Below are 20,261 nucleotides of genomic sequence, written 5' to 3' on the forward strand. Positions count from 1 at the left end.
CCCGTTGTAGCAACATTCAGCAGGCAATATGCCGCACTGAATACAATCATATATTTCATGGAGAGACTTGATGACAAGCGCCAGTTACACCCCTTTGTTTATAAGACTATTATTAATGAGCTTTTGGCTTTTAGCCTTAAGTGCCTGCGGTTCTAGCAGTAGCGACGATGATGAACCCGGCTACGTAAAACTTTATAACGCCTCGCCTAATTCACCCGATATATTTTTAACCCTCGACGAAGACCTAGACGAAGATTACGATGAAGAGTTGGAGCAAACATATTCGGGAGTTGGCTATTCTGAGGCGCTTCGTGATGTCGAGGTACCATCGAGAGACTACTATGTGGAACTGGCCTATCAAGATGAAGACAGTAGCCTTAGAACAGACCTAGCACTTATTTTTGAAAGTACACTTTATGTACCGCCTGAAACTATCGTCATGTATGTTCTTAGCGAAGACTTTCCAAACCCAGTCATCACTGAATTCCAAATACCGGTAATTGATGACGACGACGATACTAACGACGACCTGTTTAACTTACGTTTTTTAAACTTGCACCCCGATTATGCAAGCCTCGATGTGTATATGTCGAAATCGGATGAAACCTTTAACGAAGCGGTATTGATGGGTACGCACGGCTACTTAGCCTTATCTGACAATAACAAACTCGATGAAGACCAGTATACCTTCTACATCACGGAAGCTGGAAGCAGTGAGATTTTGTTTGAATCGGTGGAAGTGTCGTATCCGTTTAGCAATCAATATATTTTAGCAATCCGCCCTAACTTCGGTGCTGACAGCACGCCCTTTGTCATTGATAACATTGGGCGTACCTCAAACACTGAATATCAGTCGAGCAACGCTCAATCGCAATTTAGGCTCTACAACGGCATTGAAGTTAACGATTTGATGCCTAGCTATCGCGGCAGTATCGAGGTCAGCGCAGCCATGCCCTTGTTTGCTGATGAAACATTTCAAGTGCTAACGAGCAATCTTGAAGCTGGTGAGTTTACTGATTTCTTTATTACTGAAAATGGTGATTATGAATTTAACGTAAAGTCTGGTGGTACAAGCGATTACCTTTTACAAAACCAACTTATTAGCTTACCCGCTAATGCCCAGAGGACCTTATTTTATTACACCAGTGAAGAGTCGGTAGATGAAGACGGCGATGGTGACATAGACGAAAACGGCGACGGGATAATTGATCAAACCGAGGCCATTATTCAAACCTTAGTGGTAAATAACAGCAACCAAACGCGCCTGTACGACCACGAAATAAAAATAATTAACTTAGTTGATGATGATGAGTTTAGCGGCGTCACCTTTTATTTTGTGCAAAGCGATGAAAGTATTGAGACGGCTAGCAACCGACGCACCGCTGGCTTAGCAACCTTGCAAACTCTTATTCTTAGAAATAATACCTACGAGGTGTATGCAGTTGCCAATATTGATGGAAGAGAAATTATTTTAAACAGTAAGTTACTCACATTAGATGAGGATAGTCGCGAGCAGTTTTTAATTTTTGAACGTGAGCCAAACTCCGCAACAGGATATGAAATGCGCTTTGTGGATCAAACGCCTTAAATGCAGTTGAGACTCTAATGTCTACGCGGCATTGAACGTGACCAAGGGAGGGCTTAGGCTTAGGCTTAGGTTTAGGCTTGGATGCTGGTGAGAGTGAGGATGTGGGAGAGGGAAAGAGCGAGAGCGACTTGCTTCACGCTACCTTTCCAATCTCAAATCATCCCCGCTTTTTGCTCAAACGACGTTTACTTTGAGCCCTTTGCTAATACTTTCACGTTTTCAGGCGTTGTGTCGTTGAGCGCCTCTATTTGAGCTGCGCTGGGGGTCTTTTCTTGTTTGGTATTGTCGTTGCTATATTGCTCGTAGCGCTTCATTTCTTCTGCTTGTTCGCGCACGTCTTCAGAGTCTTGCTCTAGATAGCGTTCACAAGTGATGGTAATGGCGTAGCTAAACACTGCACCCACAAGCACCACAATCCAGCATAAATACACCCACACAAACAAAATGGGCACAACCGCGAGTGCCCCGTATATCACCTGATACGACGGAAAGCTCGACACATAAAAAGCAAAACCCTGTTTAGAGAGTTCAAACAACACCGCCGCCAGTACTGCGCCCCATATGGCATACTTTGCTCTTACGGGTCGATTAGGCACCACCATGTATAGCAACATAAACGCGCCGATGGCCGCTAAACTAGGAACGGTTTTTAAAAATGCAGTGCCAAAGCCAGGGGTGTAGTCGTCTGCAAACTCGGCAATTGTGGCAAGGTAGGAGCTTACCGCGATGCTCGACCCTATTAACAAAGGACCAAGAGTGATCACCATCCAATAAATGGCAAAGGTGTAAATCATAGGGCGCTGGGCTTTGGTTTTCCAAAGGTGGTTAAGCGTTTTGTCTATATTTGAAATTAACAGCAGGGCCACAACCAGCAAGGTACCAATGCTCACAGCCCCCATTCCAGAGGCATTGTTCACAAATTCGGTGATATGCGTTTGCACCACATCGCCTGAGGCCGGTACAAAGTTGCTGAAAATAAAATCTTCAAAATGCCCACGTAGGTCGCTAAAGGCCGGAAAGGCCGACATCACCATGAAAAACACCATGATAACGGGCACTAACGACAACAGGCTCACATAGGCCATATGGCCCGAAGATACAGTAATACGCTCAGTTTTTAATTGAGTGAAGAAGGTTTTGATGATGTCGATTACCAATGGCTTACGCGTTTGATAATACTGTTTTGCGCCTAACTTTGCGTCTAACAAAAAGCTCAATGTGCCGGTTCCCTTTGCGAAAGAACCTCTAGTTTACTCGCTATTTGCGCCAGCACCAAATTCCCTTGATGCTGCGTGCGCATATTCTTGTTAGCTGTCAACTAGCCCTGACGGCGCAAACCTAGCATATGACAAATAGCAAAGCTCAGTTCGCTTCGATTAAGCGTGTAGAAGTGAAAGTGCTTTACGCCCTCTTTAGCCAGCACTTTTACCATATCCATGGCGATATTTGCGCCCAATAGGTTACGGGTGGCTTGGTCGTCTTTGTCGAGCCCTTCGTACATTTTATGCAGCCAACCGGGCACATGAACATTAGTAAAACCTGCAAAGCGCTGTAGGGTTTGGTAATTAGTCACCGGCAGTATGCCCGGAACAATGTCTAAATCGATGCCGGCAGCAGCGGCTCGGTCTCTAAAGCGTAAAAACACGCTAGTATCAAAAAAGAACTGGGTGATGGCCTCATTTGCGCCGGCTTCGGCCTTGCGCTTTAAGTTGAGCAAATCAAATTGGTCGTTACGCGCCTCTGGGTGCTTTTCAGGATAGGCAGCCACTGAAATATCAAAATCTGCCACCTCTTTTAACAGGCTCACCAAGTCGCTGGCGTACATATCGGTTTTTTCAGTACCTTCTGGTAAGTCGCCGCGTAGGGCAACGATGCGGCGTATGCCTGAATCCCAGTAGTCTTGCGCAATTTGTTTAAGTTCGTCTTTGCTGGCATCAACGCAGGTTAAATGAGGAGCGGTAGGAATGCCTGTTTCAGTATGGATTTTTTTAACCACAGCGTGCGTACGGTCTCGCTCGCCGCTATTTGCGCCATAGGTAACCGACATATAGCTTGGGTTTAATGGCGCTAAACGTTCAACCGACTTCCAAAGCGTGTTTTCCATTTCAGGCGTTTTGGGCGGAAAAAATTCGAACGACACGTCGATGTCTCTGAGTTCAGAAAGCGATTGATTGAGCGCGTCGATGCCCTGTGCGTAAGATACCATAATAAACCTTTATAGACGTTTAGACGTCTAAACTACGCAAATAGCGTCTAGACGTCAAGCAGTTTACACGTCTAGATTGACCTTTTTATTATTCCAGTTAGACTTTTCATATAATTAAAATAAACAACGGCACACATTATGGCGCAGTGGAACGGAAAATATATACACCCTTATGCAGAGCATGGCAAAAAATCAGAGCAGGTAAAAAAGGTGACCGTGTCGATTCCTATCAACGTGCTTAAAGTGCTGACCGACGAGCGCACGCGCCGTCAGGTGAATAATCTGCGCCATGCTACAAACTCTGAATTATTGTGCGAGGCGTTTTTACACGCCTTTACCGGACAACCTTTACCCGACGACACTGATTTGAGAAAAGACAATCCAAATCGTATACCGGCACAGGCGCGTCAAATCATGCAAGAAATGGGAACCGAGGCAGAAGAGTAGCCAACACGCCCATTTGCAACGAGTTGGCCCAAGCCCTAGCTTTTAATAGTGGCGATAAAATCGTCAGACTGTTTTATGGCATCGTTCATTTCTTTGATGAGCGCATCCACATCGGTCTTAATAGTGCTTAATTCGCCTTGCAATGAACTTATCGCGTTCGCGTTTAGGTTATGCTTTAAATACAGCACATTGTCTTGTAGCGAGGCAAGCACGGGCGCCATACTCGCTTCAACCTTGCGCATCGACCGAATCAAGGCCTCATAATTACGTCGGGTAGTCCTGAGTTTAGATGAGCTATCTCGGCGCAAGTTAGCATTAGTGATTTCACCCAGCTCTTCTTCCCATTCTCGAAACAAAGACTCGGCAACCGCTTCTACTTTATTGATTCTATCTGATACTTCTTCGGCGCTTTCTTTGCTGTCTTCGTATTCGTCTTTAAGCTCTTCATATACATCTTGTAGCTCACCACCATCAAAATTAATCAGCGCGCTAAATTCTTCAAGAGCGTCTGCAAATTCTTCCTGCGCTTCTTTTTGCGAGTCTTGTGCATCTTCAACGCGGTCAACCAAGATGTCGCGCTTTTCTACGCCAATTTTATCCCACATACTAAAGTACGCATCGTCTATAGCCGATTGGCAACCCGCCATCAGCACGATTGCGCCTGCTGCTAAAAATATTTTATGAACCATGTTGCATCCTTTACCTGTACGTTAATTCATGCGATTGTAAGCATCAGCGCTTTACCTGCCTTACAATACCTGTTGAGCCTTTGCCTGCTTGTGTAAGCCTAGGCTTGAGAATGAACGTAAGCATACTACATAACAATAAAAAGCATAAGTATACGAGGGGATGACGTGTCTATTCAGTCTTTTAAACTACCCGTTTCCTATGGCCACACCCTCCATGTGGAGGTAGCAGGAAATCCAGACGGCATCCCTGTGCTGTATCTTCACGGAGGTCCAGGGGCGGGTATAAATGGTAATTATCAGTGGCCTTTTGACCTTCAGCGTTACATGGTGGTTGCGTTTGACCAACGCGGTTGCGGTCACTCGCAGCCTTTTGGCTGTTTAGAGCACAACTCCACTGACGACCTAATAGAAGACATCGAAGTGCTGCGCAAGCATCTTAATATTGATAGCTGGTATGTGTTTGGTGGGTCTTGGGGCTCTACTTTGGCCTTATGCTATGCCATTGCCCATCCGCTGTCAGTACGCACGATGATACTGCGCGGCGTGTTTCTTGCCCGCCAGCAAGATTTTGACTGGTTTTTAGAGCCTGGTGGCGGCGCGGCGCAAGTATTTCCAGATGCCTATAGTCGATTTTACGGGCAAGTAAGCGGTCAACTCAATCGCTCTGCTGAAATCGCCGACGCGTTTTTTGAACAGTTCAGCAGCAGTGACGACAACATCGCACGAGCAGCCTTGAGTGCTTGGTTTAATTGGGAAGGGGCCATTTCAAAACTCATCCCCGATAAACAACCCTCAAGCGAAATTGCGTCTAATCAGCAGGTTAAGAGTTTAGCCTTGCTTGAGTGTCATTACTTAAAGCATCACTGTTTTATCAGCGAAAACTACATCCTCAACCACGCCCATATTATTAAACGCATCCCTACTTACATCGTGCACGGCCGTTATGACATGGTGTGCCAAGTATCGGCAGCTTACCACCTGCATAAAGCCCTATCGCATAGCGCACTGCATATTATTGACAATGCAGGTCATAGTGCGTCTGAACCGGCCATCAAGAGTACGCTGAAATCGATTATGGATGAGCTGGCGCTAAACTACAGGGCGCAGGCGTGATTGGTCTGATTCAGCGGGTCGCAGGCGCTAGCGTAACGGTAGGCAACAAAACCGTTGGGCAAATCGATAAAGGCATATTGCTGCTGCTCGGTATAGAAAAAGAAGATGGCAGCAACGAAGTTGAAAAATTAGCGCGTAAAGTCATGAACTACCGTATTTTTGCAGATGAGCAGGGTAAGATGAATTTGAGCCTGCTAGATGTAGGTGCCAAACTCCTAGTTGTATCGCAATTTACGCTTGTAGCGCAAACTGATAAAGGCAATCGACCTGGATTTTCGTTAGGGGCAAGCCCTGAACACGGTGAGCGCATTTACAATCAATTTGTGCAGCATGTGCGCGAGCAGTACGGCCACTGCGAAACGGGTATCTTTGGCGCCGATATGCAAGTTGCCTTAGTTAACGATGGTCCGGTGACTTTTCAATTCAAGGTATAGTGCTGGGCATAACTTTGGTTTATTGTATAAGAGCCAAGCATTTATATGGATGAGCGAAGACCTTGTTTACAATAGAAAAACCTACGAGCGATCAAGATATTAACGCTTATTTTGCCTTTCGCTGGCTATGGCTGCGCGAGCCTTGGGGCTACCCAAAAGGCTCTGAAAAAGACGAGTACGAGGGCGTGAGTGAACATCGCATGGTTAAAAACGCCAAAGGCGAGATTGTTGCTTGCGGTCGTGTACATCTTAATACCACCGAAGAGGCACAAATTCGCCATATTGCAGTGGCAAAAGAATATCGGCGAAAAGGGGTTGGCCAAATAATTTTGTCGGCGCTTGAGCAGGTGGCTCGAGACATAGGCGCAGAAAGAGCAGTCACTAACTCACGCGAGTCCTCCATTGAGTTTTTCCATAGCAATGGCTTTGAGATTATTGACGAAGCGCCCAATGAACTCGGTAAACTCAAGCGCAAACAAATGCGCAAGCAGCTGTTTGATAACAACAAAATGGTGCTTCACCCTCAATGGTGCCGGGAACTGCAGCGCACGTGGCATGACGAAATTCCCATTTCTGAGCACATGGGCATTAAGCTGTATCAATACACTGAACGCACCATAGAAACCCGTGCCTCTCTAAACAAGAATATTAATTTACACGGCAGCATGTTTGCTGGCAGCATTTACTCGCTGGCCACCCTCACAGGCTGGGGCATGATATTTTTACAAATGAAGCAAAAAAAGTTGAAGGGCGAAATAGTGTTGGGCGATGCATCTATTCATTATCACAAGCCCATTACCATGAAACCGCGGGCGCTGTGCAATATTGAATCGCTTAATGCTAAATTTGACATGTTAGAGCGAGGAAAAAAATGCCCGGTCTCTTTGCAAGTCAATATTCTGGATGAACACAAGCAGGTGGCCGAGTTTTCAGGCCAATATTGGGTATTGCCGCCTAAAAGCTAAGCCTAAGACAAGAAAAAACCCCGCTTGTGCGGGGTTTTTTGTGCATATGTGATTTGGATGCTTTTTATTTAAGTTATCGATTTAGATCATCGCTGCCTGAAGTTTCTTCATGGCGTTCTTTTCGATTTGACGAACGCGCTCCGCAGATACTTCATATTCGTCTGCAAGGTCTTGCAGCGTCATCTTTTCATCGGCTAACCAGCGCGTCTCAATAATGTGCTGACTACGCTCATCAAGCGTTTTAATCGCTGCATATAAACGCTTGCTTGCCGCAGCGTCCATATCGTTGTTAATAACGGTGCTCTCTACATCTGCCGACTTGTCTTCTAAATACTGGGCCGGACTAAATGTGGCTGAGTCGTCATCGTCATTGCCTAAGTCAAAGGCTTGGTCTTGGCTGCTCATACGAGCTTCCATCTGCAGCACCTCTTTGGTACTTACGCCCAACTCTTCTGCGACTTTTTGCACCTCTGCATGGGTAAACCAGCCCAAACGCTTTTTAGCTTTGCGAAGGTTAAAAAATAACTTTCGCTGGGCTTTGGTTGTCGCTACTTTAACGATGCGCCAGTTTTTAAGCACAAACTCGTGTATTTCCGCTTTTATCCAGTGAACAGCAAACGACACCAAGCGCACGCCCACATGTGGGTCAAAACGTTTAACCGCTTTCATCAAGCCAATGTTGCCTTCTTGAATCAGGTCTGCCTGCGGCAAGCCGTAGCCAGCGTAAGACTTTGCAATGTGCACAACAAAACGCAAGTGCGACATAACTAGTTTACGTGCAGCTTCTAAATCGCCCTGCTCAAACAAACGCAAGCCCAAAGATTTCTCTTCTTCGGCCGATAGCATGCTAATGCCGGATACCGCTTGAATATAACTTTCAATGCTTCCGCTTTGGGGTACCGCTAGCGCGAGTGATTGCATTTTATCTTTCATCGTTACCTCATTCATTTTGTAACAGCCCTATGACTGTTCAAATGACCGATAGTTCGCCTAAATAATTTCGAGATCAGTCCGATAAATATAAGGATAGATTTCAAAAACTCAAGTGTTTGTTTATATCTTTTATTACTGTATACGCATATATGTAAAAAAGTATGCAAAAAAAGCGCCGATTATCAATCGTTCTGTGTTGTATGCGCTCATATAAAAGAGATAAACAAATCGTTAAAACCTCGCTGAGTCAGCCAGGTTACTGGTTACTTTAAGGACAATTATGTTTGCTTATGTAGCACGCCAAGCCATATACGACACAGAAAAACGCGTTTTCGCTTATGAACTTTTATTTAGAGACGGCGTGAGTAATTGCTTTCCCGATATCTCGCCCGACGAAGCCACCAGCTCAATGCTGGCGGAAAGCCATTTGTCGGTAGGCGTTGAAAATATCAGCTTTAATAAACCATCGTTTATTAATTTTCATCAAGACACTATTTTATACCGCTTTCCATCAACACTCGACCCTTTAAACGTGGTTATTGAAATTGTTGAAACCGTTGATGTTGATTCTGAATTTTTGAAAGCCTGCGAACATATTAAAAATATGGGCTATAAACTAGCATTAGACGATTATGATTTTGCTCCGCACTGGGACGCCATGCTGCCCTTGGTGCGCTATATTAAAATTGAATCTGAACTGCTTGATTTAGAAAATCCTCACATCGCCCGCAAGATACAAGAGCTAAAAGACCTCGACAAAATCTTAATTGCTGAAAAAGTCGAAACCATGGAAGAATTTGAACGCTTTAAGGCCGCTGGCTTTGAATATTTTCAGGGTTACTTTTTGTCAAAACCCGAAGTGGTTAAACACAAGAATGTAGAGGTCTCCACCACCTCGATTATTGAGCTCGTAGGTATTAGCTCGGCGCAAGATTTTGATTTTGAAAAAACCACTGCCGTTTGCGAAAAAGACGTTGGCCTTACCTATAAACTAATGCGCTTTATAAACAATCCGATGTTTAATAAGCGCCAAAGAATCGATTCGCTGCATCATGCTTTGCGTTATTTAGGCGCTGTAGAGCTGAAAAAATTTATCGCCCTGCTCGCGATTGCAAACTTAAAAGGCAATAAGCCTGCCGACCTGATTGTGTCGAGTCTGGCGCGTGCGCATTTTTGTAAGCTGATGTCTCAAGCCATGAAGCTGAAAGAAAATCCGCCAAGCAGCTATATCTTGGGCCTATTTTCGCATATGGACGCACTGCTCGACATGCCCATGATTGATATTATGAAGTCACTGCCATTTTCTGATGAGGTCAAAACCGCGCTTTGCGAGACCCATACCGACAGCAAGCTGGCGCTACAGCTGCGTATTTGTATGGCGTTTGAACGTGCAGACTGGGCGGTTATTTTTGAGCTTAGCCAAAAAGCCGATATCAAAGAGCCTGAACTGTTTGAAATGTACTATAGCGCAGTTAAATGGGCAGACGACATGAAGTCAATTTTGTTGGACGACAAAGGCTAGTGATTGTATTTGCTCGCGAACCGATATTCGACCTGCAGCAACGCTTATTTGCCTATCAACTTGTTTTCAGAGACGGTGAGCAGGGGGCCCTGCCTGAAGACTTCAGTACCGCTCACATCGATACTGAAGGTAACACTGAGCTAATTAGCAACACCGAAAAACGTGAACAAGCACGCGATGCAGATACCCCAAGTGCCGGCAGCATCGGTCTAAACGAGCTGCTAAGCGGCTTTACTTCAGTAGTAAGCGTATCGAAGCACTCCATTGAACAGGGGCTACCTGAAGATTTTACGCCGCAAGACACCATCTTAGAAATAGACAACTTTGACGAGAGCGACCTTGATTTTATTAGCACCCTAAAAAGCTTGCGCTCAGCAGGTTTTAGAATTGCTCTGCATAATCGCCAAAGCTTGTCATTGGTGAGTTTGACTCTTGCCGATTACTTAAAAATAGACACCAATAAAATTTCCCTTAAAGAATTTGAGCGGCTTAGGCTAACTGCCGCCGAGCACAATATACAAACCATTGCCACCAAAATCAGTGATGCTGATCAGTATCGTCGATGCGTTAACGCGGGCTTTCATTATTTTCAAGGCTATTTCTTTCTGCGCCGGGCGCACAATAACAGCGATGACCTCCCCGCAAATAAGCTCAGCTTGCTACAACTGCTTGCTCAAACTGCCGACGACAGCATTGATATGGATGCCATTCGCACCACCTTCGAACACGACGCCACATTGTCGTATTTGTTAATGCGCTTTATAAACAACCCGCTGATAAACAAATCACATAAAATTACCTCGATAAAACATGCGCTGACCTATTTAGGGGAAGTGATGCTGCGCAAGTTTGCCGCCATAATATCCATTGCGCAGCTTAACCAAGATAACGTGAACGAGCTGCTGCAGGTATCGTTAGTACGCGCAAAATATTGTGAAATACTGCAAGGTGACAGTGACAACAAGCAAGACGCTATGTCGGCGTTTATGACCGGTTTGTTCTCGCTAATTGACGTGATTCTTGATAGAGATATGGAAAGCTTACTGACGCAAATTCAAATTTCGTCAGACATTCAACAGGCTCTCGTTGCCCGCGAGGGACGATTTTTTCCGATGATCGGCAGTATACGCGCTTTAGAGTCGAGCTCATGGCTGCAATTTAAGGCTTTTGCTAAAGACTTATCGCTCGAAGAAGAAACGCTGCAAAGCTACTACGTTGAGGCGGTAAAATGGAACAATGCCTTGCAGCAAGGCGACTCAGATATGTTTCCGCGAGCAAAACCAAAGGGGTGAGGCAGGTATCCAATAAATTTAGCTAGGCATAGGCCAATGCAGTGTTTATTCGGGCTCAATCTCACTAACATGGCGCTTAACCGACAGCATTGACCCAAGCAGCCCCAAAACAACTGATAACAACAGCATGATAAACAGCGCTTTTGCGTCGAGTCCGGTAATGTCTAACTGCACTTGATACAGCGTCATAAAAGATTCCAAGCTCCAGCCAATCCACCAGAGTATGATTGATACTGTTATCCACGCCATAATGCCGCCGAGCAGTCCAAACCAAAATCCGGTGTATAAAAACGGGCGCTGAATAAAGGCGTCGGTCGCCCCTACCAGCTTCATCACTAAGATTTCGTCACGCCTGTTTAAAATATTTAATCGAATGGTGTTGCCAATAATCAGCACAACCGCAAAAAACAGCAGCAGGGCCAGCAACAGCGCAAGCTCTTTAGCTATGTCGAGTAAGGCATATAAACGCTCTAGCCATTCAATATCGAGTTTGCCAATTTCTACTTCGCGCTCTTTTCGCAGTTTGTCGAGCAGTATGGCCGCGGCTGTGGGCGTAGCATGTTTAGACGTTGGTACCACCAATACCACGTCGGGCAAGGGGTTTTGGTTTAGGTATTTAATCGCATCGCCCAAGCCCGACACTTCTTGAAATTCTTCTAGCGCGTCATCCGCACTAACATACGAGACACTGTCTATTTCGTCCCACACAGACAGTCTTGTTACGAGCTGCTGCGCGTTGGCTTCGCTCACATTATCATTTAAAAACAGGGAGATTTCGCTCGCCTGCTGCCACTGCTCTGATATTTGCTCGGTATTTTTTACCATGATGTAGAGCGTGCTTGGTAGGGTAAGGCTAAAACCCAGCACGCCAATAGTCATAAGTGACGCAAACGGTGTGCGGTAGAGCTCACCTAGGCTGTTGACTGCCTGACGCGCGTGGTCAATAAAGAACATTAGGATGCGCTGCAGCGGCCCAACTGAGCCGGATGATGCGCCCTGAGGGCGACCTTTAAACAAAATGCTCATCGTAACCGTTCCTCTTCGTCTTGGTCGAGGCCGTCGGTGATCATCTTGCCTTGCTTGAGTGTGAGCGTGCGATATTTCATACGCGCAATCAAGCCGAGGTCGTGCGTGGCAATAAATACAGATACACCCGCTTGATTAAAATCTTCAAATAAGCGAATGATTTCCATTGATAATTTTGGGTCTAGGTTACCGGTGGGCTCGTCGGCCAAAAGCAATGGCGGGCGATTAACCACCGCGCGAGCAATCCCCACTCGCTGCTGCTCCCCGCCCGATAACATAATTGGCAAATGACGAGCTTTATCTTTAAGGCCAACCATCTCAAGCGCGGCATCAACGCGTTTAGCGATCGTTTTGCGAGTATGCCCTTCAATCACCAACGGCAGTGAAACATTGTCGAACACCGACTTGTCCATGAGCAGTTGGTGACTTTGAAAAATCATTCCAATGTCGCGGCGTATGTAGGCAATTTGATTGCGCGTAATTTTTGATAGATTGTGACCGTTTATGAGCACATTACCGACCGTTGGGCGCTCCATAATGCTGATAAGCTTGAGTAAAGTACTTTTTCCGGCGCCAGAGTGGCCGGTTAAAAAGGCCATTTCACCTTGCTCTAAATGAAAACTCACTTTCGATAGTGCGGTTTGACCACCGGGGTAGGTTTTACTGACTTGCTCAAACTTAATCATCGAAACGTCTCATTGATATTTTTATTATTATCGTGCCTTTCTGCTCGATTCACCGCTGCCCGAATCGTCAAACAGTGCATCGACAAACGCGCCTGCGTCGAAGGGGCGAAGGTCGTCAATGCCCTCACCAATGCCAATGTAGCGCACTGGGATATTAAATTCATCTGCTAACGCAAAAATAACGCCACCTTTGGCAGTGCCGTCGAGTTTGGTTAAATTAATACCGGTGATCCCCACAGCCTCATTAAATATCTTTGTTTGGCTAACCGCGTTTTGCCCGGTGCTGGCGTCGAGGGTGAGCATAATTTCGTGGGGCGCTTCGGGAATTTGTTTTTTCATCACCCTAACGACTTTTTTGAGCTCTTCAATTAAGTTGTCTTTATTTTGTAGGCGTCCTGCGGTATCTGCAATTAATACATCAGCGCCTTTTGCTTTTGCTGAGGCAACCGCATCAAAAATTACCGATGCACTGTCTGAGCCCGTGGGCTGAGCGATTACGCCAATATTGTTGCGCTCGCCCCATACTTGCAGTTGTTCAACCGCTGCGGCTCTGAATGTGTCGCCTGCGGCTAACATGACCTTTTTGCCATCGGCCTGAAACTGCTTAGCTAGCTTACCGATAGTAGTCGTTTTACCGACACCATTTACGCCCACCATCAAAATAACAAACGGGGTTTTATTGCCCTCATCAGAGCTTGGAGCCACTAAATCCAGCGGCACACTAACGCTTGATAAAATATCGCGCATTTGTTGCTTAAGCAGTTCACCAAGGGCATCTCCATCTTTTAACTGTGACAGTTTTGCTTTTTCAGTGAGCTCCTTGATAATTTTAGCGGTGGTTTTAATGCCAACGTCTGCCACCAAAAGCTGCGTCTCGAGCTCTTCATACAGGTCGTCATCTATTGACTTACCTTTTAACAATGCAACAAAACCACTGCCGATATTCTCTTTAGTGCGCGACAGGCTTGACTTCAAGCGCGCAAAAAAGCCTTGTTGTGATGACGCTTTCGCTTGTTCTGGGGCTTTTTCTGGGGCTTGCTCAGGCTCAATCGGAAGCTCAGTTTCAAGCAATGGCTCGGATTCAGGTGCTGGCTCATCGCTTTGTTTTTGCTCTGGTACAGGCACCGCTGACGGCTCTGCCGAGGGTTCAATCTCTTGCTCTAAAAGAGCTTCTGCGGGGGCTTGCTCTAAAATTTGAGCGCCCTCGTTGGTTTGCTCTTGCGCGGCATCTTGCAGACTTTCTTCGCGCAGCTCAGAGGCTTTTTGTTCCAGCGCTTGCGCTTCTTCTGACAATGCGGCCTGTTCAGCGTCCATGTCTTCGGCGGCTTCATTGGTACTCGCCTGACGGGGTGCTTGTTCCTTTTGCTTATCTTGACTTGCTTTTTTGTCTTTGTTTTTAAACCAGTTAAACAACGCCGCTACCTCATTTACTTTTACGCCGATTTATTCCAACTATTGCCCCAAAAGGCCAATTGAGTATCAAACTAGCAGGAATTTCAAGTACACTATAACCCTTAATGATAGCACCATGGTGATACATGACGCCAACTCCAAAAGCCAATAGTCCAAAATCCAGTTGGAAGCGCAAAGCCAGCGTCGGAAAAAACGGCAAAGGTGCTAAAGCGCCCGTGCATGCCAACAGAAGCAAACCTGGCAGCATTCGTATTATTTCAGGGCAACATCGCGGTCGAAAACTACCGGTATTGCTGGCCGAGGGCTTACGCCCAACTACCGACCGAGTAAAAGAAACGCTCTTTAATTGGTTGATGCAAGATATTGCCGGGGCAAAGGTGCTCGATATGTTTGCAGGAGCCGGCAGCTTAGGCTTTGAGGCGCTATCGCGTTTAGCATCAACTGTTGTGATGATTGAAAACAGCCCAGCAAGCGCCACACAGCTTCAGCAAAACATCCTCACCCTAAAGGCGCAAGAACAGGCTAAGCTCATTCAGTCTGATGCCTTTAGCGCATTAAAAACGCTTAACGAAACATTTGATATTGTGTTTATCGACCCGCCGTTTCATAGAGGCATGGCACGCAAGGCGATAGATATGCTAATAAGCAACGAGCTGCTTGCGCAAGACGCCTTGGTGTATATCGAAAGCGAGGTGGATGTTGAGGCGCTAAACGATTTAACATGTTTAGGGCTAACTAAACTGAAAGAGCAGTCAACGCAGCAGGTAAACTATAGGCTATACCGTTTTGACGCTGAGGCTGGTTTGCCGGTGCCCTGAATCTGGTGCGTAGGTCAACGCCTAAACCTCTGAGATATGCTTATCAAATTATGGGATTGTTGCGTGACCGAGGAGTTCGTAGCCTGAGCCACGGCTGCGTTATCGATTCTTGTACTCGATGTTTGTCTTACTCGTACTAAATTTTTATCGTTTCTTGTATTAAAAACCGTCGATTAGAAAGTCTATAGCAGCTTTTATCTCGTCGCGATGTTTACTGAGGCCATAGTCAGGTATGAGTTTTAGTCGACGTTTAGATACAGTAGCAATATCAAGCAGGTCCACGTAGTAGTTATTATTGCCAAGAACACATGATATCTGCAGATTTTTAATCAGTTTTTCGTCATGTTTTTGTTTTATCGGTGCAACTAAAATGCTTTCAACATCGTTAAATACGGTGTTAGTTAGTATCACCATGAGAGAGGATGAATAAGTACAGACTGCAAACTGCTCAATCACCAAACTGCCCTATCTGCTCTGAAAACGTACCGTTTTTACTTATTGACTCGTTGTGCTTACGAATTGCTTCTGCATTTTGCTTAAGCCACCGCTCTTTTTGTTTTTGAGCAACAGCCTTACATAGCGCATCTTCAAACACCTCTGAAAGCCTTATGTTTAATAATTTGGCTTCGTTGAGTAAATGACGGCTTACCGTTGTATTACAAGACACTTTTTGGCGCATGACAATCACCTCACAAAAAAAGACACATAAAGTATGCGCTTAAGATGTGCGCATTACAATAGAGCTTGCTAATGCCATCCGATGAAACAATGTGCTGCCTGTTCATTGATGTCTATGAATTTACGAAGCACGAACGCAAAAAGCCATTCATAAAAGCATACTGCTCTCAACTGCCGGGTTAATACTCAATACCCAAACTGCTTACGCCCTGCTCAATCACTGCTTGACGCAGCGCTTTAATATCATCGGCTTTGAGCTTCTTTTGTTCGCATTCGCTCAGCAGCCACTGCAAGGATTCGAGCTCAAATTGCATCAACGGATGCGCCTTTAGGTCTGCGCCAGTTAGGTCTTCATTCTCTAGCACCCCTATATGGCGCTCTACACAGCCTTGGCTGAGCTTTGACACCATCACCGCACCGTGTGGCTCGTCATTGGAAATAAGCTGTAGCATTGCGCTACACGCCATACAAAAATCGAGCGCTGCATACACACCAACATTATCAAAGTCTTCTACATTGGGCGTGATTTCTTCGAGCTTTTCACCTTGCGCCTCTACGTTTAGCTTCATTGCTTTATTGGTAGACACCTCCCACAGGAGGTTAACGATGTTTTTTGCACTGTCGCCATGCTCAAGCGCCATCATGTCACAAAATAATAAATAATTTGGCAGCATGCGCTGAATGAGTGCGCTCGATAGCACAAGTGCGCGTGCCTTATCTAAACCGCGGATTTGTGCAAAGGTGTTGAGTTTGGTCATAGGAATCTTTTTAAGGTATTAGGCTATGATATGTTTGGCGTAAGAGCTTACACCATTGAGCAACATTTGTATGGCAATCATCACCAAAATCATCCCCATTAAGCGCTCAATTGCACGCAGGCCCTTTTCGCCTAACCAGCGATGGACACGATTCGACATCAGTAAAATGAGGGCACTTGCCAACCATGCTGCAAACAAAGCGAGGCTCCACTGCGTCATTTGCTGCGGCTCTTGATTCGCCAGTAAAATCAGTGCCGCCATGGTTGACGGCCCAGCAATCATGGGCACCGCTAGAGGCACAATAAAAGGTTCTTCACCCGGGGGCAGATTCATCACACCGCCAGGCTTAGGAAAAATCATTTTAAGCGCAATAATAAATAAAATAATACCGCCTGCGATACTTACCGTTTCTTGCTCAATTCTTAAAAAATCGAGCAAAGCCTGACCGCTGTGCAAAAACACCATTAGTATCATGAGCGCTATTAGCAGCTCTCTTAGCACCACTTTGGTTTTGCGTTTAGGCTCTATGCCTTTTAAGACCGACATAAAAATGGGTAAATTACCCAGTGGGTCCATAATTAAAAAAAGCATCGTGGCGGCGGCTAAAATATCGGTCATGGTAGCCCTTAGTTATCCTGTCATATTATTTTTTAACGACTTTTTGCTAATCTTTTGGATAAAACTGTCGTTACATTCTATACCAGAGCACACTTTACCCCGGAGATTACGTATGGCCCTTATGACGGTTGCAGAAGTCGCAGAGTTTTTATCTGTGCAAGACGTTCGTGTACAACGACTAGAGCGAGAAAGCTTGTTAATGTCTGCAGACAAAGATGCCGATGGCAATCCTTTATTTGAGCGAACCGACGTTGAAAAATACAAAGAATTAGCAGAGAGACTTGGCGGCATTTAATCGCAGCGCCAAGCCCTTATGCACCATCAAGGCTAATTAAGCCTAATATCAAACACCAATCGTTTATTTCATCAGCATGGCACAGATACTTCTAATGCCAATGCCTGTGCCTCCATTTGGCATAAGCTCGCTGCCATCTCTGTTGTAGGCAGCCGCCAAATCAATATGCAACCATCCTTTAGCATCGTCGCGCACAAAACGAGATAAAAATCCTGCTGCGTTTGACGCGCCTCCGCCCCCACCGCCTTTTTGTGGGCGACTGTTAGCCGTATCGGCAAACGGCGAAGGGCATTTGTAACGATGCATTGGCGCAAGGGGTAAGGCCCAGTGCGGCTCATTAACTTGCTCACTTAATGTTAAAAACTCTGCTCTGAGCGCGTCATCCATACTAAATACTGCGTTATAATCACGGCCAAGTGCCATGACCGCAGCGCCGGTGAGTGTGGCGGCGTCAATAATAATCTTGGCACCTGACTCGGTTGCAGCCATTAAGCCGTCGGCCAATACCAAGCGACCCTCAGCATCGGTATTGACTATTTCTACCGTAGTGCCGTTTTTATAGGTAATAATATCGCCTAGTTTGTAAGCGTGTCCGCTTATCAGGTTTTCTGCGCAGCACAAATAAAGCTTAATACGTTTATTCACGCCGTTCATGATAGCCAAGCCAAGTGCACCTGTTACGGTAGCCGCGCCGCCCATGTCACACTTCATGTCGAGCATACCTTCACTGCTTTTTATGCTATAGCCACCGCTGTCGAAGGTAATGCCTTTACCCACTAAGGCTATATCGGTTTGGGTTTGCGAGCTGGGGTTGTAATCAATCTCTAGCAGTACTGGCGGTCTTTCACTGCCCCGCCCTACTTCGTAAATACCTTGCCAACCAGCATCGGCAAGTTCTTTTCCGGTCCAGCTTTGCACTGAAATATGCTCAGGTGCCAATGAACTTAACCAGTCTTTAGCCTGTTGAGCAAGCGACTGAGGACTGAGTTGTTCAGGCGTCTGGTTCACAATATTGCGCGCAAAACTAAACGCTTGATAGGTGTTTTCAAGTTGAGCGCTGTCGCTGTTGTCGCACCAAATGGCTCGCGCTTTAGATTTGGGACCGCCAAAACTCGACGCAAAAGCCCACTGTTGCTCAAAGCTCCAGTCACCTTGCAAGCTTGCATCTGTGGTGATCATTGCTGTTAGTCGCCGTGCGCAAATCGATATCGTGCGCAGGCCTTGCTCTTCGCTGCTTTGTTCTTCATTGGGAATATGTATGGTTGCGCTTTGCCCTTCAAAAACTATTGGAGTGGCGGCCTGTATATGGGCAGGCAGGGCAGCTTTACTAAGTTTTACTACAAATGTTGACATCTTTCCTCCAGAATATGGCGCTTTGCCAAGATGCGCAGATCATAACACTCGGGCTGACACAAATGTATCGATTTACTTCAACGTTAATACGCGGACGGCTCATAAAACGATATAAGCGTTTTTTAGCCGATATCACACTCGACAGCGGCGAGACTATCACCGCCCACTGTCCAAACACTGGGGCCATGACCGGATGCGCGCAAGCAGGCGCTGTGGTCTATGTCAGCACGAGCGATAATCCAAAGCGTAAATACGCCCACACCTGGGAATACTCATCAGATGCGCAAGGCAATCTTATTGGCATTAATACTGCGAATGCGAATCGGGCGGTGAAAGCGGCCTTATTAGAAAGGCGTATACCCGAATTTCATCACTACGCCAATGTACTAAGTGAACAAACCCACGGCGACAGCCGCCTTGATTTTTTGCTCACCGAAGACGGCGCGCCCGACGCGTACATAGAGGTAAAATCGGCTACCCTCGCCGAAGGCAATTGCGCCTTTTTTCCAGATACGCAAACCCTGCGTGGGCGCAAACACTGTGAACAATTAGCGTCAATTGCCCAACTTGGTCATGCGGCCTTTTTGTTATTTTGCATACAACGCGAAAACATAACGCACTTTAGTGTTGCCCGCGATATTGACCCAAAGTATGCAGAAGCCCTTGAATACGCGAAAGAAAATGGCGTACAAATATTGGCATATACCTGCAACATGACGCCTTTGGGCATTGAAATTGCTGACCCTGTTCAAATTTCTTAACAAAAAAAGATTGCAATTTTCAAAAAAATGACCATATTACCGTCCTCAATTTTTTGTCGGCTTGGGTTTTAAAACACTTTTATAAGCGTTTTAAGCAAACAGCCTTGTGGACAATACATGTAGTAAAATGAGTTTGATAACTCAGGTGCCAAAACGGACGGCATAAGCGGTATACATGTTTTTGCTTAGGAGAATGGCAAATGCCAGAAAAAATTAAATCTATTGGATTGCTCGCACTAGCTGAGCTGTCGCCTTACGAAGAGAAAAAAGGCGAAGAGTACATGAACGATGCCCAGTTAGGGCATTTTAAGAAGATATTATTTGCATGGCGCGACCAACTCAGAAAAGAAGTCGATCGTACCGTTCACCACATGCAAGACGAAGCCGCGAACTTTCCTGATCCGGTTGACCGGGCGGCACAAGAAGAAGAATTTAGTTTAGAGCTGCGCACCCGTGACCGTGAAAGAAAGCTCATTAAAAAGATAGAAAAAACGCTTAAGCGCATTGAAGAAGACGATTTTGGTTTTTGTGATTCGTGCGGCATCGAGATTGGTATTAAGCGACTTGAAGCTCGCCCTACAGCCGACCTTTGTATCGACTGTAAAACCATGGCCGAGATTAAAGAAAAGCAGCTCCAAGGTTAGCCCACCGGCACAACAAATACTT

Annotated in this window: 23 protein-coding genes; 11 read left to right on the plus strand and 12 right to left on the minus strand. The window is 45.9% G+C overall.

The genetic code is table 11. From position 1 onward, the window contains the following. The first annotated feature begins 115 nt into the window (after positions 1-115). The gene (locus ACFO4O_RS11915; protein WP_382408798.1) at positions 116-1,588 is read left to right on the plus strand and encodes a hypothetical protein; all 1,473 of its coding nucleotides are present in this window, start codon (positions 116-118) and stop codon (positions 1,586-1,588) included. Between the two features lie 185 nt (positions 1,589-1,773). Here ACFO4O_RS11915 and ACFO4O_RS11920 read toward each other — a convergent pair whose 3' ends face one another. Together ACFO4O_RS11920 and metF are read right to left on the minus strand one after the other, a co-directional pair. After that, a complete protein-coding gene (locus ACFO4O_RS11920) occupies positions 1,774-2,805 on the minus strand; it encodes a virulence factor BrkB family protein (RefSeq protein ID WP_382408800.1) in 1,032 nt (343 codons plus the stop codon). A 101-nt stretch (positions 2,806-2,906) separates the two neighbouring features. Continuing rightward, on the minus strand, positions 2,907-3,794 hold the full coding sequence (metF, locus tag ACFO4O_RS11925; protein ID WP_382408802.1) for a methylenetetrahydrofolate reductase: 888 nt from the start codon (positions 3,792-3,794) through the stop codon (positions 2,907-2,909). A 138-nt stretch (positions 3,795-3,932) separates the two neighbouring features. Between metF and metJ the strand changes: the two genes are divergently transcribed. Continuing rightward, positions 3,933-4,241 (plus strand): met regulon transcriptional regulator MetJ, encoded by a 309-nt coding sequence (metJ, locus tag ACFO4O_RS11930; protein WP_382408804.1) that lies wholly within the window; start codon positions 3,933-3,935, stop codon positions 4,239-4,241. Between the two features lie 35 nt (positions 4,242-4,276). Here metJ and ACFO4O_RS11935 read toward each other — a convergent pair whose 3' ends face one another. After that, positions 4,277-4,930: a DUF2959 domain-containing protein gene (locus tag ACFO4O_RS11935; RefSeq protein WP_382408806.1), complete on the minus strand. Its 654-nt coding sequence runs from the start codon at positions 4,928-4,930 to the stop codon at positions 4,277-4,279. Between the two features lie 165 nt (positions 4,931-5,095). On the opposite strand from ACFO4O_RS11935, the gene pip reads away from it, so the two are divergent. The 3 genes from pip to ACFO4O_RS11950 all read left to right on the plus strand — a co-directional run bounded on the left by pip (position 5,096) and on the right by ACFO4O_RS11950 (position 7,442). Next, positions 5,096-6,043, plus strand: a complete 948-nt coding sequence (gene pip / locus ACFO4O_RS11940; RefSeq protein ID WP_382408808.1) for a prolyl aminopeptidase — start codon at positions 5,096-5,098, stop codon at positions 6,041-6,043. Beyond that, positions 6,040-6,477, plus strand: coding sequence for a D-aminoacyl-tRNA deacylase (gene dtd, locus ACFO4O_RS11945; RefSeq protein ID WP_382408810.1), 438 nt, complete (start codon positions 6,040-6,042; stop codon positions 6,475-6,477). The genes pip and dtd overlap by 4 nt, the downstream gene beginning before the upstream one ends. A gap of 62 nt (positions 6,478-6,539) precedes the next feature. After that, positions 6,540-7,442: a bifunctional GNAT family N-acetyltransferase/hotdog fold thioesterase gene (locus tag ACFO4O_RS11950; RefSeq protein ID WP_382408812.1), complete on the plus strand. Its 903-nt coding sequence runs from the start codon at positions 6,540-6,542 to the stop codon at positions 7,440-7,442. Positions 7,443-7,523: 81 nt separating this feature from the next. On the opposite strand, the gene rpoH is transcribed toward ACFO4O_RS11950, so the two are convergent. Further along, positions 7,524-8,375 (minus strand): RNA polymerase sigma factor RpoH, encoded by an 852-nt coding sequence (gene rpoH / locus ACFO4O_RS11955; RefSeq protein ID WP_382408814.1) that lies wholly within the window; start codon positions 8,373-8,375, stop codon positions 7,524-7,526. Positions 8,376-8,655: 280 nt separating this feature from the next. On the opposite strand from rpoH, the gene ACFO4O_RS11960 reads away from it, so the two are divergent. Both ACFO4O_RS11960 and ACFO4O_RS11965 read left to right on the plus strand, forming a co-directional pair. Then, a complete protein-coding gene (locus ACFO4O_RS11960) occupies positions 8,656-9,897 on the plus strand; it encodes an EAL and HDOD domain-containing protein (protein ID WP_382408816.1) in 1,242 nt (413 codons plus the stop codon). Then, a complete protein-coding gene (locus ACFO4O_RS11965) occupies positions 9,852-11,189 on the plus strand; it encodes an EAL and HDOD domain-containing protein (RefSeq protein WP_382408818.1) in 1,338 nt (445 codons plus the stop codon). The genes ACFO4O_RS11960 and ACFO4O_RS11965 overlap by 46 nt, the downstream gene beginning before the upstream one ends. 45 nt (positions 11,190-11,234) lie before the next feature. Here the strand turns inward: ACFO4O_RS11965 and ftsX are convergent, their stop codons facing one another. The 3 genes from ftsX to ftsY are packed head-to-tail and all read right to left on the minus strand — an operon-like array spanning position 11,235 to position 14,314. Continuing rightward, positions 11,235-12,215 (minus strand): permease-like cell division protein FtsX, encoded by a 981-nt coding sequence (gene ftsX, locus ACFO4O_RS11970; protein WP_382408820.1) that lies wholly within the window; start codon positions 12,213-12,215, stop codon positions 11,235-11,237. Further along, positions 12,212-12,901 (minus strand): cell division ATP-binding protein FtsE, encoded by a 690-nt coding sequence (gene ftsE, locus ACFO4O_RS11975; RefSeq protein WP_382408822.1) that lies wholly within the window; start codon positions 12,899-12,901, stop codon positions 12,212-12,214. Before ftsE ends, ftsX begins: the two co-directional genes overlap by 4 nt. 27 nt (positions 12,902-12,928) lie before the next feature. Next, a complete protein-coding gene (ftsY, locus tag ACFO4O_RS11980) occupies positions 12,929-14,314 on the minus strand; it encodes a signal recognition particle-docking protein FtsY (RefSeq protein WP_382408824.1) in 1,386 nt (461 codons plus the stop codon). 125 nt (positions 14,315-14,439) lie between these two features. Between ftsY and rsmD the strand changes: the two genes are divergently transcribed. Beyond that, positions 14,440-15,132: a 16S rRNA (guanine(966)-N(2))-methyltransferase RsmD gene (gene rsmD / locus ACFO4O_RS11985; RefSeq protein WP_382408826.1), complete on the plus strand. Its 693-nt coding sequence runs from the start codon at positions 14,440-14,442 to the stop codon at positions 15,130-15,132. A 159-nt stretch (positions 15,133-15,291) separates the two neighbouring features. On the opposite strand, the gene ACFO4O_RS11990 is transcribed toward rsmD, so the two are convergent. The 4 genes from ACFO4O_RS11990 to ACFO4O_RS12005 all read right to left on the minus strand — a co-directional run bounded on the left by ACFO4O_RS11990 (position 15,292) and on the right by ACFO4O_RS12005 (position 17,186). Further along, the gene (locus ACFO4O_RS11990; RefSeq protein ID WP_382408828.1) at positions 15,292-15,588 is read right to left on the minus strand and encodes a CcdB family protein; all 297 of its coding nucleotides are present in this window, start codon (positions 15,586-15,588) and stop codon (positions 15,292-15,294) included. Beyond that, a complete protein-coding gene (locus tag ACFO4O_RS11995) occupies positions 15,581-15,811 on the minus strand; it encodes a type II toxin-antitoxin system CcdA family antitoxin (protein ID WP_382408830.1) in 231 nt (76 codons plus the stop codon). Before ACFO4O_RS11995 ends, ACFO4O_RS11990 begins: the two co-directional genes overlap by 8 nt. 178 nt (positions 15,812-15,989) lie before the next feature. Next, positions 15,990-16,568 (minus strand): YjaG family protein, encoded by a 579-nt coding sequence (locus ACFO4O_RS12000; RefSeq protein ID WP_382408832.1) that lies wholly within the window; start codon positions 16,566-16,568, stop codon positions 15,990-15,992. Between the two features lie 18 nt (positions 16,569-16,586). Then, positions 16,587-17,186, minus strand: a complete 600-nt coding sequence (locus ACFO4O_RS12005; RefSeq protein WP_382408834.1) for a YhgN family NAAT transporter — start codon at positions 17,184-17,186, stop codon at positions 16,587-16,589. Positions 17,187-17,298: 112 nt separating this feature from the next. Here ACFO4O_RS12005 and ACFO4O_RS12010 point away from each other — a divergent pair, with 112 nt between their 5' ends. Further along, positions 17,299-17,481, plus strand: coding sequence for a helix-turn-helix domain-containing protein (locus tag ACFO4O_RS12010; protein ID WP_382408836.1), 183 nt, complete (start codon positions 17,299-17,301; stop codon positions 17,479-17,481). Positions 17,482-17,544: 63 nt separating this feature from the next. Here the strand turns inward: ACFO4O_RS12010 and pepB are convergent, their stop codons facing one another. Continuing rightward, entirely contained in the window at positions 17,545-18,834 is a 1,290-nt protein-coding gene (gene pepB / locus ACFO4O_RS12015) for an aminopeptidase PepB (protein ID WP_382408838.1), read from the minus strand. Between pepB and sfsA the strand changes: the two genes are divergently transcribed. Then, complete coding sequence (sfsA, locus tag ACFO4O_RS12020) at positions 18,825-19,595, plus strand: DNA/RNA nuclease SfsA (protein ID WP_382408840.1); 771 nt, start codon at positions 18,825-18,827, stop codon at positions 19,593-19,595. The genes pepB and sfsA overlap by 10 nt on opposite strands. 200 nt (positions 19,596-19,795) lie before the next feature. Next, entirely contained in the window at positions 19,796-20,239 is a 444-nt protein-coding gene (gene dksA, locus ACFO4O_RS12025; RefSeq protein ID WP_382408842.1) for an RNA polymerase-binding protein DksA, read from the plus strand. Positions 20,240-20,261 lie beyond the last annotated feature (22 nt).

Source organism: Glaciecola siphonariae, assembly GCF_042652645.1.
In the GTDB taxonomy this organism is placed as follows: Bacteria; Pseudomonadota; Gammaproteobacteria; order Enterobacterales; family Alteromonadaceae; genus Glaciecola; species Glaciecola siphonariae.

Excerpts from the sequence above, each read along its gene's own strand:
- ACFO4O_RS11915 (WP_382408798.1), top strand. The coding sequence starts at position 116 with ATGAGCTTTTGGCTTTTAGCCTTAAGTGCCTGCGGTTCTAGCAGTAGC.
- metF (WP_382408802.1), bottom strand. The coding sequence starts at position 3,794 with ATGGTATCTTACGCACAGGGCATCGACGCGCTCAATCAATCGCTTTCT.
- metJ (WP_382408804.1), top strand. The coding sequence starts at position 3,933 with ATGGCGCAGTGGAACGGAAAATATATACACCCTTATGCAGAGCATGGC.
- ACFO4O_RS11935 (WP_382408806.1), bottom strand. The coding sequence starts at position 4,930 with ATGGTTCATAAAATATTTTTAGCAGCAGGCGCAATCGTGCTGATGGCG.
- rpoH (WP_382408814.1), bottom strand. The coding sequence starts at position 8,375 with ATGAAAGATAAAATGCAATCACTCGCGCTAGCGGTACCCCAAAGCGGA.
- ACFO4O_RS11960 (WP_382408816.1), top strand. The coding sequence starts at position 8,656 with ATGTTTGCTTATGTAGCACGCCAAGCCATATACGACACAGAAAAACGC.
- ACFO4O_RS11965 (WP_382408818.1), top strand. The coding sequence starts at position 9,852 with ATGGGCAGACGACATGAAGTCAATTTTGTTGGACGACAAAGGCTAGTG.
- ftsX (WP_382408820.1), bottom strand. The coding sequence starts at position 12,215 with ATGAGCATTTTGTTTAAAGGTCGCCCTCAGGGCGCATCATCCGGCTCA.
- ftsE (WP_382408822.1), bottom strand. The coding sequence starts at position 12,901 with ATGATTAAGTTTGAGCAAGTCAGTAAAACCTACCCCGGTGGTCAAACC.
- rsmD (WP_382408826.1), top strand. The coding sequence starts at position 14,440 with ATGACGCCAACTCCAAAAGCCAATAGTCCAAAATCCAGTTGGAAGCGC.
- ACFO4O_RS11995 (WP_382408830.1), bottom strand. The coding sequence starts at position 15,811 with ATGCGCCAAAAAGTGTCTTGTAATACAACGGTAAGCCGTCATTTACTC.
- ACFO4O_RS12000 (WP_382408832.1), bottom strand. The coding sequence starts at position 16,568 with ATGACCAAACTCAACACCTTTGCACAAATCCGCGGTTTAGATAAGGCA.
- ACFO4O_RS12005 (WP_382408834.1), bottom strand. The coding sequence starts at position 17,186 with ATGACCGATATTTTAGCCGCCGCCACGATGCTTTTTTTAATTATGGAC.
- ACFO4O_RS12010 (WP_382408836.1), top strand. The coding sequence starts at position 17,299 with ATGGCCCTTATGACGGTTGCAGAAGTCGCAGAGTTTTTATCTGTGCAA.
- sfsA (WP_382408840.1), top strand. The coding sequence starts at position 18,825 with ATGTTGACATCTTTCCTCCAGAATATGGCGCTTTGCCAAGATGCGCAG.
- pepB (WP_382408838.1), bottom strand. The coding sequence starts at position 18,834 with ATGTCAACATTTGTAGTAAAACTTAGTAAAGCTGCCCTGCCTGCCCAT.
- dksA (WP_382408842.1), top strand. The coding sequence starts at position 19,796 with ATGCCAGAAAAAATTAAATCTATTGGATTGCTCGCACTAGCTGAGCTG.